Raw genomic sequence first — 16,437 nt, forward strand, 5'->3', positions numbered from 1 at the left:
ATTAGCGGTTAACAACACGGCCGGGGATCAGGAAGATCGCCGCAGCACCAACAAACAGCGTGCAGGAGATGATCAGCATGCCGGTCAGGGTCGAATGAGTCAGATCGCTCAGGAAGCCCATAAGGTAAGGGGCGACAAAACCAGCCAGGTTACCGAAGGAGTTAATCAGCGCGATACCTACAGCGGCCATCGTACCGCCGAGGAAGGCCGTCGGCAGGCTCCAGAACAGCGGCAGCGTGCTCAGTCCGCCGGCTGCACCCAGAGTCAGGCCGAACATCGCGATCCACAGGTTGTCGGCATAAAGGGCGGAAATGACCATGCCCACACCGCTCATTATTGCAATTACGGCCAGGTGCCAGCGGCGTTCCCGGTGCTTATCTGCACTGCGTGAGGCGACAATCATGGTGACGATTGCTGCGGCGTAAGGAATGGCCGTCAGCAGTCCGACCGTGAAGACATCTTCAACCCCGGCGTTGCGGACCAGCGTTGGCAGCCAGAAGCTGACGGTGTAAAAACCGGCGATCAGGCAGAAGTAGATCAGGGTCAGCAGCCACAATTTGCCGTTGCGCAGTACCGCACCAAGGCTTGCCTGTTCATGTGGTGAATCCTCTACGGCATCCTCCTGTACACGGGCATTCATGATTGCTTTCTCTTCCGCGCTGAGCCATTTGGCGTCGTTGATGCGATCGGGCAGCATTTTTAACACCAGCAGACCCACCAGCAGCGATGGCGTTCCCTGCAGGATAAACAGCCACTTCCAGCCGGCAAGGCCATGCATATTATGGAAATGATCCATAATCCAGCCTGAAATCGGGCCACCCAGCAGACCGGAGAGCGGAACGGCGGCGGCGAACAGCGCGAACATTTTTCCGCGACGGTAGGACGGGAACCAGAATGAGAGATACAGGATCACTCCGGGATAGAAGCCTGATTCAGTCAGGCCAAGCATAAAGCGCACGGCATAAAACTGGAATGGCGTAGTGACCAGCGCGGTCAGCGGGGCAATAACTGCCCAGGATGCGAGTAGTGCAGCCAGCAAACGGCGTGCGCCAAAGCGTTGAAGAACAATATTGCTGGGTACCTGAAAAAAGAAGAAGCCGATAAAGAAGATACCTGCACCTAATCCATATACCGTTTCTGAAAATGCCAGATCGCTCGACATTTGCAGCTTGGCAATACCGACGTTAATACGATCGAGATAGGCAAAGATGTAGCTGATCATCAGTATTGGGAGGATACGCCAGACAGCTCGCTTCCAGGCATTTTCCTCCCGATCGCTGATATGGCTGCTGAGCGGCGTTGCCGTTGTTTGCATATTCATAATTCATCCTTCGTGTAGGGAAGAGTCAGAGGAAAATCCGTTCTTCGGGTAGTGAAACGACGATCCTGCAACTCCGGTTCAGAATTCGTCCGGCGATCGGGAGCGTTAATAATGGTGAAGCTTTGTTATTTTTTGTTAGATTAGCGACGAAAATGAATTTGATCTGCGTGATAAGTCACATTGCAGACCATTAATTATCATTTTATAACAGAATTAAGGTGGAAAACGGCAATTCCCCGGCGGAAAGCCGGGGGAAAGATTAGTGAAGAAGGAAGAGGGTGGCGAGTCCGAGGAAGATAAAGAAGCCGCCAGTATCGGTTAGTGCGGTAATCATGACGCTTGAACCCACGGCGGGGTCGTGCTTAAATTTCGTCATCAGTAACGGTATCAGCACGCCCATTAGGGCCGCGAGCAGCAGATTCAGCACCATTGCCAGCATCATCACGCCGCCCAGTGCAGCATTGCCGTACATGGCCCAGGTTACGCCGCCCATAATCCCGCCCCAGAACACGCCGTTTATTAGCGCAACGCCGAGTTCACGTGCAATCAGGAAAGAGAAGTTACCCGGTTCAACCTGATGCAGCGCCAGCGCGCGAACAATCATGGTAATCGTCTGGTTGCCGGTGTTACCGCCGATCCCGGCCACGATAGGCATCAGCGTTGCCAGCGCAACCAGCTGTGAGATGGTGTCCTCAAACAGGCCAATCACCCGCGAGGCGACAAATGCGGTACAAAGATTGATCGCCAGCCAGGTCCAGCGAGTGCGAACCGCTTTTCTTACCGGTGCAAAGACATCCTCATCCGGGTTAACGCCGCCCATTTTGCGGATATTGCTGTCGTTCTCGTCATTGACCAGGTCAATCACATCTTCGACGGTAACGCGGCCGATAAGTTTGCCTTTGGCATCAATAACGGCAGCGGAAATCAGGTCATAACGTTCGAATGAGCCCGCCGCATCTTCGGCTTTATCGTCAATAAGAAAGGTAGTCGGGCTGTCGTTCATCACCTGCAGGACTTTTTTATCCGGCATATTCAGCAGAATTTCCGTCAGCGGCAGTTCGCCCAACAGGGTGTTATTTTTGTCGGTAACAAAAATCTTATCGGTACCTTCAGGAATAATTTTTCTGCGCCGCAAAAAGCGCTGCACGGTGGCAAGGGTGACATCGGAACGAACCGTCACCAGATTAAAGTCCATGATGCGACCGACCCGGTCACGGTCAAAATGCATCACGTCAAGCACGCGAGAGCGCAGATTTGGCGCCAGCGAAGTCAGCAGGCGGCCGGTAATATCGCGTGAGAGATATCGCGCTAAATATGCCTGTTCGTCGATATCAAGAGGCTCGATGGCGCGCAGCAGATCGCGGTCGCTCATCTCTTCAATCAGACTTTCCCAGACGCTCTCTGAGACTTCTACCAGCACCTGACCACGTCGATCGTTGCCGATGAGGCTCCACAGCGCCAGACGTTCTTCTTCTGGCAGAGCCTCCAGCAGGTCGGCGATATCGGCGGCGTGGAGCAGGGGCAGGGTTTGCTTGATCTCGTCAATCTGTTCGCGGTGGGCCTCGGCTTCGGCCGCTGACTCTTGCAGCGGGTGCCCCAACAGAGTATCAACCAGATCTTTATCGTTAAGCAGCAGGTTAAGAAGGCGGCCACGAATTTCAGCCAGTTGTTGAACATGTGAGAGGGCTGACATACTACGTCCTTTAATCTGGCGATGAACAGGCAATGTGAGGTTATAGCTTAGTCGATTAAGGCCACTGATGAAGCGGCAGACGCAAACGATGGCCTGCTACGAATTCCGTCCGGATGCGCTAGTTATCTTTAACGGCGCTGACGGATGTGGCTGGAGCTGCTTTTTTTTGTTTATGATGTTCAATCGCACCGGGTACCACGTAAATCAGTCGGCCTAACAAAATGATAAAGCTGACGAACAGAATGATACGGGTTATGGTTCCGGTTTTTTGATGTTTTCGAAATGACATAGCGTTATTCACGCACTTTAATCCAGTAAGACCCTGACGGGCGATGATTAATTTAGACACAGCAGGGCTGTCAGGTCAATGGCTGCAGGCGCTGTGTTTAAATCAGTTGGCAAGATTTTGTATATTTAAAAACGGCCTCAGTGGCAGAACCAACTGCGATCGAGGGGAATTATAGTAAGATTGACAGTAATCAACCTGTGGCCATGTTTTCAACATATAATAGCATCAGGACATTATTATTTATTATCATCCTGTCTTATTGTTATCGAAATTTTTAAAACCTGCGCAGCACGTTAAAAAGCACATTACAAAAATGAAGAAATCCGTTTTTCTGAAAAAGTTTTCCGCCCGATTTTGGGGCCTGCCTTTGCTGTTGTCGCTGGTTACACTGCCGCTGGCATCTGCTCTTTCAGTGCGATTATGGCTTCCTGAAGGTTATGTTTACCTGGTCTATCTTCCTCTGGCGTTGATGATTGCGCTACTGATGGTGTTTAACTGGGCCGCCCTGCCAGGCATCACGATTGCACTCTGCTGGCACTATTTTCACCGCTATACGCCCATTCAGGCGGTCACCATCATTTCAGTTTTTCTTATCACATTGTCGATGTGCTGGGGAGGATACAGCCTGCAGTCGAACCGCCGCTGGCGGGCAGGTATCGGTGAGCTGCGTACGGTAGCTGTTCGGCTGTTCTGGCTGGCCTTTGCTATGCCAACGCTGTTTATCGTGCTGATGCAAATAGTGACACCGATGAATATTTTGCCTCTGAGTAACTCGATATTCACCAGCGACTCGTTCTCCATACATACCCTGCTTAACTATCAGTCCGTTATGCTGTCCCTGCTGGCTACCGCGCAGCTGTTTTATTTTGCACTGCGGATAATCCGTAATCCGCGTTTTTTTTACACGCTGCGGCGGCGCTGTCGTAATCAGTTTGCATCCGGCGTCAACTTCAGGGAGTGGATGCTGTGGTTGAGTCTGGTGCTGTTTCTGCTGCTGATGCTCACCCAGTTTCACACCTCACAGGAAAACCTGTTAACAACCGACTACGGTATTCCTCTACTGCTGCCGTTGATGCTGTGGGCCGCGACGCGTTTTGGCTATCTGTTTACTTCGTTGAGCTGGGGCATTCTGCTTATCGTGCTCTACCAGCTGCGCGACCGCTACTTAAATCCGACAACGGAGGGGTATCATCTGGCGGTTATATCGGCGAATCTGCTGGTTTTCACACTGACAATTTTGCTGATGTCCGCCATCAGTACCCGACAGCGTCGGCTTCTGGATAAAGCGCGGCGCATGGCGATAACCGATCCCGTTATTGGGCTGCCAAATGTGCGCGCATTGAGCCGGGTGTTGACCAGTAATACCGGAGCGGTGTTATGTTTTCTGCGGATACCCGACCTTGACCGTCTGGGTCGTACCTATGGTTTACAGCTGCGTATTCAATATAAGCGCAGCCTCGCCGAGCATCTTAAACCCTGGCTGTTGCCATCGGAAAACGTCTATCAACTTCCCGGATTTGACCTTGTGCTGCGCCTGGAACATTCCGCGAATCTGGCGCGCATAGAAAGCCTGGAAGCCCGGCTGAAAGATTATCATCTTAGCTGGGACGGCTTGCCGATCCATCCTGACGTGGGTATCAGCTACTGTAGCGTGATGCCGCCGGTGAACTACCTGTATGAGCTGCTCGGGGAAATGAGCGCGATGGCGGAGATTGCCCTGCACAGCGGCCACGCGGAAAACCTGCAGCAAAAGGATAAGGTACCGGTACAGCGCCAGCTGACTGAAAAGCTGGCGATGCTGCAGGATATTCAGCTGGCAATGCAGAATGGCGGTTTTTATCTGATGACGCAGAAGATCCACGGCATGCGCGGCGATGATTATCATGAAATCCTGCTGCGGATGGTGAATTCGCAGGGGGAACATATCAAACCCGCCCAGTTTATCCCGGTTGTGCAGGAGTTCGGCCTGACGTGGGAGGTCGATCAGCTGGTGCTGGATCAGGTTCTTGCATTTATCGATCGCCATCGAGAGCAGCTGCCGGGTATCCGCTTTGCCGTAAACCTGTTTGCCGCAACACTGTGTCGCCCTCAGCTGGCGGCGGAAATATCCGCTCGGCTCAAAGCAAGCAATATTGAACCCTGGCAGCTGATCATTGAAGTTGCCGAATCACCGATGCTAAGTGATTACAGCTGGGGAAATCGCAGTATTGCCCAGCTGCGCCAGCTGGGATGCCGGGTGGCGATAGATGATTTTGGTACGGGCTATGCCAGCTACTCTCGCCTGAAGCAGGTGCAGGTGGATATGCTGAAAATCGACGGTAGCTTTGTCCGTAATATGCTGCAGAGCAGCCTGGATTATCAGATTATTGAGTCAATCTGCGTGGTAGCTCGGCTGAAACGCATGCAGATCGTCGCCGAGTATGTTGAGACGCACGAAGTCGCCATGGCGCTGCGTAAGCTGGGTGTGGATTATTTACAGGGGTTTGTTATTGGCGTACCTGAGCCGCTGGACAATCTGGTCGCGGCTCCTGAAGACGCGCGGTAATCAGTCTTTTACGCTCGCTTTCTGCGCCAGAATGGTGGCAAAACGCAGCGAAATACGTTGGCCGTTCTCGTCAGTTTTATGTAACTGGCCAACGTTTTCGTTGTACTTAATGATGTGCCATTTACGGTAGTAATCGCTCAATTCCCCGGATTTAAAGGCAAATGGAAAACCGAGGTTGCACGGATAATCGCTGGTATCCATGGCGGCCACAATCAGGTTGAACCCATCTCTGGCTGTGCTCGCCTGCATATCGGCAATCAGCTGTGGAATGGTTTCCGGCTGCAGAAACATCATCACCACCGTTGATAGCACCATGTTATAGGAACCGTTAAAGCGGAGGGTGTTGAGGTCGTGCTGCGCAGTGTCGATCCCGGTCAGATTCTCGGCGGCAATAATCTCATTAAGTCGTGCCAGGCTGATGGGATTTTTATCCCATGCAGTAACGTCAAAGCCGTGGTTGTTCAGATAGAGGCTGTTGCGGCCGTTGCCGCAGCCAACGTCCAGCGCGGTTCCGCCTTCAAGGTAGGTCAGTGCGGCAATGACTTCCGAATGGGGTGGGGTAAGCTGGTATTTTTCCGTAAAGAAGTTATCGGGTCTTATCATCATGTTGCTTCTTATCTTCGTAAAAAAGGGTTCAGGCTAGCCTGAACCCCACACGAGCATTAATCAACGGCGTTAGTGCTCTTCCTGTATCGTCAGCTGCCAGCCGGTTACGTCGTTCCAGTAGCTTTGCTCGCGCTCAAGATCCAGCTGAACCAGGTTGTTCTGACTGAAATAATCGCGCGGGAACGTCAGCGTCCAGTGACCGTCATCGGTTTGTAATTGCAAATCGCTGGGACGAGTGGTGGCCTGGCGCTGATTGTTCAGCAGTGTTCCAAGGCGCAGCAGGAAGACCAGTGGCAGGAACTGCTTGCGTTTGAACAGCGTCAGGCGTGGCATTTCGTCAACTTTAACCGCTTTGCGGTGGAAGCGTACCAGCGTTGCCAGCAGTGATTGTTGATCCTGGTTAAATCCAGGCATATTGGTGTTTTGCAAAATATACGCCGAATGGCGATGCATACCGCTGTGGTTAATGGTCAGCCCCACTTCATGCAGCATCGCGGCCCATTTCAGCAGCGCGGCCAGCTGCGGATTTTCCAGCTTGGGATTCTGCTCGCGCCACTGCTCGAACAGCTGTTCCGTGGTTTCCAGCACCCGGCGGGTCTGATCGCTGTCGATGGCGTAATGGTTAGCCAGGCTTTGCGCCGTGCGGCTGCGAATATCCTGATGACGGAAGCGGCCTTCCATCTCATACAGCACGCCTTCGCGCAGCGCTCCGTCGGAAAGCCGCAGTTCACGAATCGCCAGTGCATCAAACACGCCGCAGAGGATCGCCAGACCTGGCACGAAGACTCCTTTGCGCTCCTCCGACAGTCCCGGCAGGCTGAGCGCGTCGAAAGACTTATGCTTAATGACCTCGTCATACAGCTTCTCCAGCCGCTCAGGGGTAATCAGCTTGTCTTTTTCGCCCATTGCCACCAGCACTTCACAGGCGGCCTTGATGGTGCCGGAAGCGCCCAGCGCATATTGCCAGCCCATCAGGCGATACTGCCAGGCCAGCGTTTCCAGCTTCTGCGCCGCCGCCAGTCGCGCGCGGCGGAAGGCTTCTTTACTGATGTTGCCACCGGGGAAATAGAGATTAGCAAAGCTGACACAGCCCATACGGCGGCTCTCAACCAGCTTTGGCTCAAAGTCTTCCCCGATCACCATCTCGGTCGATCCACCGCCGATGTCGATGACCAGCTTGCGGCCTTTTTCAGGCTGGGTGTGCTCCACGCCCATAAAGATCAGACGAGCTTCTTCATGGCCCGAAATAACTTCAATCGGATAGGGGATCACTTCCGCAGCACGCTGCAGAAAATCCTCGGCATTCACGGCCAGGCGTAGCGTATGCGTTCCAACAATGGTCACGTTACTTGGGCTGAACCCCTGCAAACGTTCTGCAAACAGCGCCAGGCAGCTCAGGCCGCGCTGGATTGCTTCTTCACTCAGTACATTATTATTGTCCAGGCCATCGGCCAGATGAACCCGCTGCTTAAGGCGACCCAGAACCTGCATGGCACCGTCCACTACACGGGCAATCACCATGTGAAAACTGTTCGAACCGAGGTCGATAGCAGCAAGTTCCTGCGGTTTAGGCGTACTTTTATGGGATATTGGCATAGTTGTGTGTCAGTCAGGTTGCTCAAGAGATTTAATATAATCGTAAATAGCCAGCTGTGCGCGAACCTTACGGCGGTTGCCACGTGGAACATAGCGGTTGCTCAGCTCTTTATCGACATAACGGGCCTTCAAGGTATCACTTAACAGAATGGCAATAATATCCAGCACACGCTGTTTCAGAATGGGATCAAGAATGGAGACGGCCACTTCAATACGGTAGTCAATATTTCGGGTCATCCAGTCAGCGGAAGAGAGGAAGACTTTTTTATCGCCGCCGTTATCAAAAATATAGACGCGATCGTGTTCCAGATAGCGGTCAACAATACTGATCACGCGAATATTTTCGCTGATGCCTTCCAGATCGGGGATCAGGGAGCACATCCCCCGCACCAGCAGGTTCACCTTCACGCCAACGCTGGATGCCGTATAAAGGCGATCCACCAGGCCTTTATCCACCAGGTTATTGATCTTCAGGGTGATGCCGGCCTGAATACCGTTCTGCGCGTTAGCGATTTCCGCATCAATCAGCTGATACAGCATTTTGCGTGAGTTCTGCGGTGACACCATCAGATGTTCAAAGCTTACCGGACGATACGGGTTTTCAATAAAGTTGAACACCCGACGGACCTCGTTGGTAATACGGGCATCGGCAGTCAGCAGTGAATAGTCGGTGTAAATACGCGCGGTTTTTTCGTTAAAGTTACCGGTGCCGATATGGGCGTAACGAACGATTTCACCGTTTTCGCGGCGGGAAATCAGGAACAGCTTGGCGTGGATCTTCAGACCCGGCGCGGAGAAGATAACGTGTACGCCGGCCTCGGTCAGGCGTTTGGCCCAGTGGATGTTGGCCTCTTCATCGAAGCGGGCCTGCAGTTCAACCACCACCGTCACTTTCTTACCGTTGTAGGCCGCATGGATCATTGCATCCATAATGCGCGAGTGCTTGGCTACGCGATAGATATTGATCTTGATAGCTAAGACCGACGGGTCAAACGAGGCCTGGCGCAGCAGCTCCAGCACGTGCTCAAAGGTGTGGTACGGATAGTAGAGCAGCACATCACGGTTGCGAATGGCGTCGAAGCCGTTACGGAAGCGGTCAAACCAGATATGGCGCAGCTGCGGCAGCGGCTTATTCACCAGGTTTGCTTTGCCCACGTTAGGGAAGCCGATGAAGTCTTTGAAGTTATGATAGCGACCGCCGGGAACGATTGAATCATAGTTAGAGATGTTCAGCTTTTTACGCAGTAGTTCAACCATCGCATCGGGCATATCGCGCTGATAAACAAAGCGGACCGGCTCGGCGGTCAGACGCTGCTTCAGGCTGGATGACATCAGCTCCAGCAGGCTGGACTCCATCTCGTTAACCAGATCGTATTCCGCATCGCGGGTCATCTTCATCGAATAAGCATTCAGCGCATCGTAATCAAAGAACCCGCGGAAGATATCACCCAGGCAATAGCGCAGAATGTTATCGAGCAGGATCATTGGCTTACGGCGGCGAGGCGTTTCCGGTGGCAGATTAACGAAGCGCGGCACCTTATCTGACGGGATCTCCAGCAGGGCGTAACGAATATCTTCGCCGCGAATAATTTCCACCGCCAGATAGGTGTAATCATCCTTGAGGAATTCGATCAGGTCAGTGTCTTCGTTGATCAGAATCGGTGTGATGTGCTGGCGAAGATGGTGTTTAAAGTAGTGACGCAGCCAGCTCTGCTGATTAGGGGAAAGCTGACGCTCGTTAATCAGGAAGATCTGGTTTCGCGCCATCTCCAGCAGCAGGTCATTGTACAGGCTGTCGAACTCCTGGTCGGCCTTCAATACACGAGCCTGAATCTTTTTCAGCAAATGCCGGGGCGTGCTTGGGGAACCTTGCTCTTCACCGATCAGAATGCGACGTTTCAAATCAGCAAAGCGAACTTTATAGAACTCTTCCAGGTTATTGGAATAGATACCCAGAAAACGCATACGCTCAATCAGCGGGTTAGTTTTATCAGCGGCTTCCTGTAGCACACGTTCATTAAAGGACAGCCAGCTTAATTCTTTTTCTATGTAAAGCTTTTCCTGACCCATTTTTACTCCGTTCGGCTGATTCAGGATGTAGATATCCATTGTTCTGCAACATTATGGCGAGAGTATGGCAGCAATGTCCAACGGCAGATATATGACATTTTTGTGACAGGGATGCAGGAAGCGCCCCCGCGTCGGTGGGCATATGTCATTGTATCGCACTGTGTAATTGTCTTATTAGCCGCATACGGGCAACATAGCGACTTTACCGCATAATGGAAACCAGACCAGGTATGATCGATAACCCGATACCCGTACACGACAACGCCCGTAGCCGACGATTTGCCGATCGTTTGACCCGGCGCGTGGTGACCGCGTGCGGGGTGGCCATCCTTTTAGTGATGCTATTGCTGTTCTTCTGGCTGATTTGGGTTGTCATACCGCTGTTTACTGCACCTGATTTCCAAAATAACGGTGAGATTAAGCTGGAGCAGGCAGACAGGTCGGTGGCACTGGGAATGGATAAAACCCAGCGCTGGGGATGGCGCATTGATGAAGACGGCCGCGGTCAGTTTATTTCTCTGGATGCGAAGAACCCGGCTCTGTCACAGTCACAGCCGCTCCAACTTCAGCCCCAACGGCTGCTGGCGGGGCCGGTTCACGCCGCCTCCAGCGCGGATAACCTGACGACGCTGCTGCTGGATAACGGCGGCAGTATGCTGCTTGTTCGTCCCGATTTCACCACGCAGCAGCAGCCGCACTGGACGTTCCCGCTGGGTGAGCTCCCCATCGCCTCCGGTGAGGCCGGTACAGAACATATCAGCGTTGCGCAGAGCGCAGAGAATCGTTGGGTTGTCGCGCTGGCTGGGACCGATAGCGTTTCGCTGTGGCAGCTCCAGCCGCAGCAGCCCGCACAGAACATCCATCTCGCCGTCAGTGATGTGAATCAGCTGCTGCTGTCGCCCGACGGCGGGCTGCTTTTTACCCTTTCCGGTTCGCAGCTGCGTGTCTGGACGCTCGGTGAGGGCGCAGCAATACTGAGAGATGCAATTGCGCTGCCCAGACCGGCAAAATCGCTGGCGCTGCTCAGCGGCGGAAGTTCTCTGCTGGTTGCGGATGAGCAGGGGATTTCGCAGTGGTTTGATATTGCCAGTGCTGATGGGCCACATCTGCGACATATTCGTGCCTTCGACGGTGCCCGCTGGCAGCCGCTGCTGTTCAGCGAAGCTCATCGCCGCGTCTTCGCCACCCTCAGCCCACAGGGCGAACTGAAGCTGTATGCCAGTAAACAGCAGGGCGCTATCCTGACCCGGCAGCTGCCGGAGGGCATTCAGCGCGCGCAGTTTGCACCAGAGGGTGACGGGCTGCTGGTGGAGCGTGAAGGCAGCTGGCAGCATTTCCGTATGCAGAATCCGTGGCCCGATATCAGCTGGCGTAGCCTGTGGCAAAAAGTCTGGTACGAAAACTATCCTGAACCGGACTATGTCTGGCAGTCAACTTCGGCTAATGACTATTATCAGGGAAAATACAGCCTGGTACCGATGGTGGTGGGCACGCTGAAAGCGGCGGCGCTGGCGATGCTGTTTGCTACCCCGCTGGCGCTGGCGGCAGCGATGTATACCGCGTGGTTCATGTCCCCCCGGCTGCGGCGCTGGGTTAAACCGGCTATTGAAATGATGGGGGCACTGCCCAGCGTGGTGATCGGACTCATTGCCGGACTGTGGCTGGCCCCAAGGCTGGGTGACAAACTATCAGGAGTAATGCTGCTGCCGCTGATGCTGGCTGTCGTGCTGCTGCTGTGCAGCTGGGGGAGGCAGAAACTGCCGCAGCGTTGGCGCCGGCGCTGGCTGAGCGAAGGGCGCGAAGTGGTGATTCTGCTGCCGCTGTTGTTGCTGACCGGCTGCTTTTGTCTGTGGATTGTGCCAATGGCAGAGCAGGCTATCTGGGGACAGGTATGGGCCGATCGCCTCAGTTCAGGTTACCAGCAGCGTAATCTGCTGGTGGCTGGGGTGGCGATGGGCTTCGCGCTGGTACCGCTGATTTTTACGCTGGCGGAAGATGCAATATTTAGCGTTCCCGCCTCGCAGGGACAGGGATCGCTGGCGCTGGGTGCCACGCAGTGGCAAACCCTGGTCCGCGTCGTGCTGCCGGGGGCATCATCGGGTATTTTCGCTGCACTGATGATCGGCTTTGGCCGCGCGCTGGGCGAGACGATGATTGTGTTGATGGCCACCGGCAATACGCCGGTCACCGATGGCGGTTTGTTACAGGGTTTGCGCTCGCTGGCGGCCAATGTGGCCGTTGAAATGCCCGAAGCGGCGGCGGGCAGTGCGCATTACCGAATCCTGTTCCTTTCTGCGCTGGTGCTGCTGGTATTTACGCTGGTGGTAAATACGATCGCAGAAATCGTGCGGCAGAGGCTGCGACAGCGTTACAGCCAGCAGGAGGTGCAGGGATGATGAATGCTGAACGCAATAACCATCGCTGGCGCTGGCTGACCGGCGGTGCCGTCGCCGTCAGTCTGCTGGTCTTTATGCTGTTGATAGCCCTGCTGGGCTGGCAGGGACTGCGCTATTTCTGGCCACAGCCGGTGGAGCTGTTTACCGTCAATACGCCGTCAGGAGAGCAGCAGCTGTTGGGTGAAGTCGCCGGGCAGCAGCAGGTATCGCGGCAGCAGCTTGAAGCCAGCGGGCAGCCGCAGCCACCGAACCTTCCGGAGAGTGTCACCCGCTATCTGATTAAAACCGGCAATCGCGATTTCGCCGCACCGGATTTCCGTACCATTCTGTCAGCGGAGATTGTCAACCGTACCGCTCCTGGCCCGGTGATTGTGTTACAGCGCCTCAGCGGTGGAAATGCCTACGGCTGGTTTAATGGACTGCAGGAGGGCGGACAGACGCTGATGGCACGCGATCTTAACCAGACGCTGCAACAGCGCCTGGTCCTGGCTCGCCAGCGTATTGCCGAAGCAGAAAAACTCCGCCGGGTATCGATGGCACGAGTGAATACCCAGCTGGAAGCGCTGGAAAAGCAGCGTAGTAAGCAGGTCGCCCGCAGGAATTATGATGCCCAGGCGCAGTCGGTCTATGAGGCTGACCGGGCGGAGCTACAGCGGCAGTTTGCGCGCTATGCGTCCCGCCTCTCAGCTCTCCACATGGAAAGCAACAATACGGCATTGCTGTTGCGCGATGCGACGGGTATCACCCACCGCATTCCCCTCGGGCAGATTATTTCCGCCTGGCAGCCCAACACCATGAGCACCTGGCAGAAATGGCAGCACTTCGGCGATCAGCTCTGGCATTTTGTCAGCGACAGCAGCGGGGACGGACAGCGGGACGGCAGGGTATTTCCGGCCATCTTCGGCACTATACTGATGGTGCTTCTGATGTCGGTGGTAGTCATGCCGTTGGGCGTGATTGCGGCAATCTGGCTGCACGAGTACGCCGGGCGCAATATGCTGACCCGGCTGGTGCGTATCGCGGTGGTTAATCTGGCGGGCGTACCGTCAATTGTGTACGGCGTGTTTGGCCTGGGCTTCTTTGTCTGGCTGATGGGGGGTAGCATCGACCGGCTATTCTTCGCCGGCACGCTGCCGAACCCGACCTTCGGTACCCCCGGCCTGCTGTGGGCTTCGTTGACTCTGGCACTGCTAACGCTGCCGGTGGTGATTGTTGCCACTGAAGAAGGGCTGTCCCGTATCCCGCCTACCCTGCGGCAGGGTTCGCTGGCGCTGGGGGCCACGCAGGCCGAAACGCTATGGCATGTCACGCTGCCCCTGGCGGTTCCGGCGATGCTGACCGGGCTGATCCTGGCCGTGGCGCGTGCCGCCGGGGAAACCGCGCCGCTGATGCTGGTCGGGGTGGTTAAAATGGTACCTGAACTGCCGATTGATTCGCTGTTCCCTTATCTGCACCTTGACCGTAAATTTATGCACCTTGGTTTTCAGATTTACGATCTGGCATTCCAGAGCCCCGACGCCGAGGCCGATCGCCCGCTGGTATTTGCCACGGCGCTGTTACTGGTATTGCTGATCCTTGGATTAAACCTGGTGGCGATGATCCTTCGCCATCGTCTGCGCGAGCGCTACCGCGCGCTGATGCACTAATACGGGATGGTTATGGCTGTCATATTTGAAGATGCGGAAACCGCGCTGGAACTGGATAATCTGAGTTTGTGGTACGGGGCAAAACCGGCACTGAACAACATCAGTCTGCGGATACCGAAAAATCGCATTACTGCGCTGATTGGCCCCTCCGGCTGCGGTAAATCGACCCTCCTGCGCTGCTTTAACCGCATGAACGATCTGATCGACAACTGCCGGGTGGAAGGCGATATTCGTCTGCATCAGCAGTCGATCCTCGGGCACGATCGCGATCTGTCCCTGCTGCGCCGCCGCGTTGGAATGGTTTTCCAGCGTCCCAATCCCTTCCCCAAGACCATCTATGACAATGTGGTTTACGGCCTGCGCCTGCAGGGCATCCGCGATCGGCGGGTGCTGGATGAAACGGTGGAGCGTGCGCTGCGTGCGGCGGCATTGTGGAGCGAGGTGAAGGATAACCTGTGGCAGAATGCGCTGACGCTCTCCAGCGGACAGCAGCAGCGGTTGGTGATCGCGCGCGCCATCGCCATTGAGCCGGAGATCCTGCTGCTGGATGAACCCACCTCGGCGCTGGACCCGATTTCAACGCTGGTGATTGAAGAGTTGATGAGCACTCTCAAACAGCATTTCACCCTGGTGCTGGTCACGCATAATATGCAGCAGGCCGCGCGCGTATCTGATTACACTGCCTTTATGCATCAGGGCAGCGTGGTGGAGTTTGGCCTGACCGACGATCTGTTTACCGCGCCGCAGCAGCGCAAAACCGAAGACTACATTACCGGGCGCTTTGGCTGATACGGGCCGGCGGCGGCTATCGCCCGGCCCCCGCCAGCAGAGCGCGTTTAAACGAGAGGATATGATGGCGGGTCGCGTGCTCCGCCGTTTCCGTGTCGCCGGCCTCGAGTGCATCGACGATGGCGCTGTGTTCGGCAATCACCTCTTCCACATGCCCGCTGTCAGCCAGCGTCGTGGCCCAGAACCGCTGTGCCTGGGCGTGTATGATACTCAGAATATCCATCAAACGGCGGTTAGCCGCAATGGCGGCCAGCAGATGGTGAAACTGATTATCACACTCCATCATCATCAGTGAATCCCGCTGTCGGCAGGCGTCGGCCAGTCGGTTATTCACTTCGCGCAGTTGTTCAAGCTGGGCTGGCGTGATACGCGCCGCGGCCAGTCGGGTACAAAGCTGCTCATTCACCAGGCGGACTTCAATCAGCTCCAGCGCGTCATCGACCGAAAGCGGCGCCACCATCACACCTTTGCGCGGCAAGATTTGCAGCAGTCCCTCCGCTGAAAGACGGTGTACCGCCTGATTAACCGGCGTGCGCCCCACCTCCAGATCCACCATCACCTGCGCCATATTCAGATAATCGCCGGGTTTGTAGCGCAGCGTTATCAGCGCCTGACGAAAACGGAGATATGCCAGTTCATTCAGTGAAATAGCACGATCTTCTGACGGTACGCTGGTGGAGTCGTTCTTCAAAATTGATCCTCTCATTTTGACCTTGCCCACATTTTACACAAAAGCCACGGTGAAAATGTCTTTTTTTAAATTATAGTGAAATTTCACAGGTATTTTAGTTGCAATAAGGAATCCACAATGTTGCAGTTTTCACTAGGATTTAATCAGGAAGATGCGGTTAAGGTTGATATTAATCAGTTTGTTATTGCCGGATGGGCAGGCAGAGATCGTCATGCCGTGCTTGAACATATCAAAGAGCTGGAGGCGCTGGGCGTGCCTGCTCCCGGTGCGGTACCGCTGTTTTATCGTGCCAGCGCGTCACTGCTGACCCAGCAGTCCTGCATTGATGTGGTGGGCAAGAGCAGCTCCGGGGAAGTGGAGCCTTTCCTGTTCAGCTGGCGGGGCGAATGCTGGCTGACGCTCTCTTCCGACCATACCGACCGCGAGCTGGAAAGCCACAGCGTAGCGCTGTCAAAACAGGTGTGCGCTAAGCCGCTGGCCCGCACGGCCTGGCGGCTGAGCGAGGTGATCGACGACTGGGACGCTTTGCTGATGCAGTCCTGGATCAAAGAAGGATCGAGCTGGACGCTCTATCAGCAGGGACGGCTGGCGGAGCTGCGTACGCCACAGGATTTGCTGTCGCGGTATCTGGGCAGCGCGGCCCTGCCGGATGGGCTGGGAATGAGCTGCGGAACCCTCAGCGCGCTGGGTGGGATTCGGCCCGGAACGCATTTCCGTATGGCGCTGGTGGACGAAAAACGCGGATGCCGCATCGAGCATGAATACCGTATTCAGACGCTGCCGCTGGTGGCCTGA

At 55.0% G+C, this 16,437-nt stretch carries 11 protein-coding genes; 5 read left to right on the forward strand and 6 right to left on the reverse strand.

Features of this window, described 5'->3' with window-relative positions; genetic code table 11:
• Position 1 precedes the first annotated feature (1 nt).
• Entirely contained in the window at positions 2-1,321 is a 1,320-nt protein-coding gene (locus AC07U6_RS09870) for an MFS transporter (protein ID WP_494763436.1), read from the reverse strand.
• A gap of 259 nt (positions 1,322-1,580) precedes the next feature.
• Complete coding sequence (mgtE, locus tag AC07U6_RS09875; protein ID WP_494763435.1) at positions 1,581-3,014, reverse strand: magnesium transporter; 1,434 nt, start codon at positions 3,012-3,014, stop codon at positions 1,581-1,583.
• Positions 3,015-3,616: 602 nt separating this feature from the next.
• Between mgtE and AC07U6_RS09880 the strand changes: the two genes are divergently transcribed.
• On the forward strand, positions 3,617-5,848 hold the full coding sequence (locus AC07U6_RS09880) for a sensor domain-containing phosphodiesterase (protein WP_494763434.1): 2,232 nt from the start codon (positions 3,617-3,619) through the stop codon (positions 5,846-5,848).
• Here the strand turns inward: AC07U6_RS09880 and tehB are convergent, their stop codons facing one another.
• The 3 genes from tehB to ppk1 form a co-directional block, all read right to left on the reverse strand.
• A complete protein-coding gene (gene tehB, locus AC07U6_RS09885; protein ID WP_494763433.1) occupies positions 5,849-6,454 on the reverse strand; it encodes a tellurite resistance methyltransferase TehB in 606 nt (201 codons plus the stop codon).
• A gap of 69 nt (positions 6,455-6,523) precedes the next feature.
• The gene (gene ppx / locus AC07U6_RS09890; RefSeq protein ID WP_494763432.1) at positions 6,524-8,050 is read right to left on the reverse strand and encodes an exopolyphosphatase; all 1,527 of its coding nucleotides are present in this window, start codon (positions 8,048-8,050) and stop codon (positions 6,524-6,526) included.
• 9 nt (positions 8,051-8,059) lie between these two features.
• Positions 8,060-10,120 carry a polyphosphate kinase 1 gene (gene ppk1 / locus AC07U6_RS09895; protein ID WP_494763431.1) on the reverse strand — a complete coding sequence of 687 codons (2,061 nt, stop codon included), beginning with the start codon at positions 10,118-10,120 and terminating at the stop codon, positions 8,060-8,062.
• Between the two features lie 212 nt (positions 10,121-10,332).
• Here ppk1 and AC07U6_RS09900 point away from each other — a divergent pair, with 212 nt between their 5' ends.
• The 3 genes from AC07U6_RS09900 to pstB are packed head-to-tail and all read left to right on the forward strand — an operon-like array spanning position 10,333 to position 14,951.
• Positions 10,333-12,516, forward strand: coding sequence for an ABC transporter permease subunit (locus tag AC07U6_RS09900; RefSeq protein WP_494763430.1), 2,184 nt, complete (start codon positions 10,333-10,335; stop codon positions 12,514-12,516).
• Entirely contained in the window at positions 12,516-14,162 is a 1,647-nt protein-coding gene (gene pstA / locus AC07U6_RS09905; protein WP_494764527.1) for a phosphate ABC transporter permease PstA, read from the forward strand. The genes AC07U6_RS09900 and pstA overlap by 1 nt, the downstream gene beginning before the upstream one ends.
• Before the next feature lie 12 nt (positions 14,163-14,174).
• Positions 14,175-14,951 (forward strand): phosphate ABC transporter ATP-binding protein PstB, encoded by a 777-nt coding sequence (gene pstB, locus AC07U6_RS09910; protein ID WP_494763429.1) that lies wholly within the window; start codon positions 14,175-14,177, stop codon positions 14,949-14,951.
• A 16-nt stretch (positions 14,952-14,967) separates the two neighbouring features.
• Here the strand turns inward: pstB and AC07U6_RS09915 are convergent, their stop codons facing one another.
• Entirely contained in the window at positions 14,968-15,642 is a 675-nt protein-coding gene (locus AC07U6_RS09915) for a GntR family transcriptional regulator (RefSeq protein WP_494763428.1), read from the reverse strand.
• Positions 15,643-15,759: 117 nt separating this feature from the next.
• On the opposite strand from AC07U6_RS09915, the gene AC07U6_RS09920 reads away from it, so the two are divergent.
• Positions 15,760-16,437 (forward strand): DUF2848 domain-containing protein, encoded by a 678-nt coding sequence (locus AC07U6_RS09920; RefSeq protein WP_494763427.1) that lies wholly within the window; start codon positions 15,760-15,762, stop codon positions 16,435-16,437.

The sequence above is a fragment of the Erwinia sp. GW821-FHT03D09 genome (genome assembly GCF_059420805.1).

What these genes read in the sequence shown, in the direction of transcription:
- ppx (WP_494763432.1), bottom strand. Translation starts at nt 8,050, where the DNA reads ATGCCAATATCCCATAAAAGTACGCCTAAACCGCAGGAACTTGCTGCT.
- pstA (WP_494764527.1), top strand. Translation starts at nt 12,516, where the DNA reads ATGAATGCTGAACGCAATAACCATCGCTGGCGCTGGCTGACCGGCGGT.
- AC07U6_RS09880 (WP_494763434.1), top strand. Translation starts at nt 3,617, where the DNA reads ATGAAGAAATCCGTTTTTCTGAAAAAGTTTTCCGCCCGATTTTGGGGC.
- ppk1 (WP_494763431.1), bottom strand. Translation starts at nt 10,120, where the DNA reads ATGGGTCAGGAAAAGCTTTACATAGAAAAAGAATTAAGCTGGCTGTCC.
- AC07U6_RS09920 (WP_494763427.1), top strand. Translation starts at nt 15,760, where the DNA reads ATGTTGCAGTTTTCACTAGGATTTAATCAGGAAGATGCGGTTAAGGTT.
- AC07U6_RS09870 (WP_494763436.1), bottom strand. Translation starts at nt 1,321, where the DNA reads ATGAATATGCAAACAACGGCAACGCCGCTCAGCAGCCATATCAGCGAT.
- pstB (WP_494763429.1), top strand. Translation starts at nt 14,175, where the DNA reads ATGGCTGTCATATTTGAAGATGCGGAAACCGCGCTGGAACTGGATAAT.
- tehB (WP_494763433.1), bottom strand. Translation starts at nt 6,454, where the DNA reads ATGATGATAAGACCCGATAACTTCTTTACGGAAAAATACCAGCTTACC.
- mgtE (WP_494763435.1), bottom strand. Translation starts at nt 3,014, where the DNA reads ATGTCAGCCCTCTCACATGTTCAACAACTGGCTGAAATTCGTGGCCGC.
- AC07U6_RS09900 (WP_494763430.1), top strand. Translation starts at nt 10,333, where the DNA reads ATGGAAACCAGACCAGGTATGATCGATAACCCGATACCCGTACACGAC.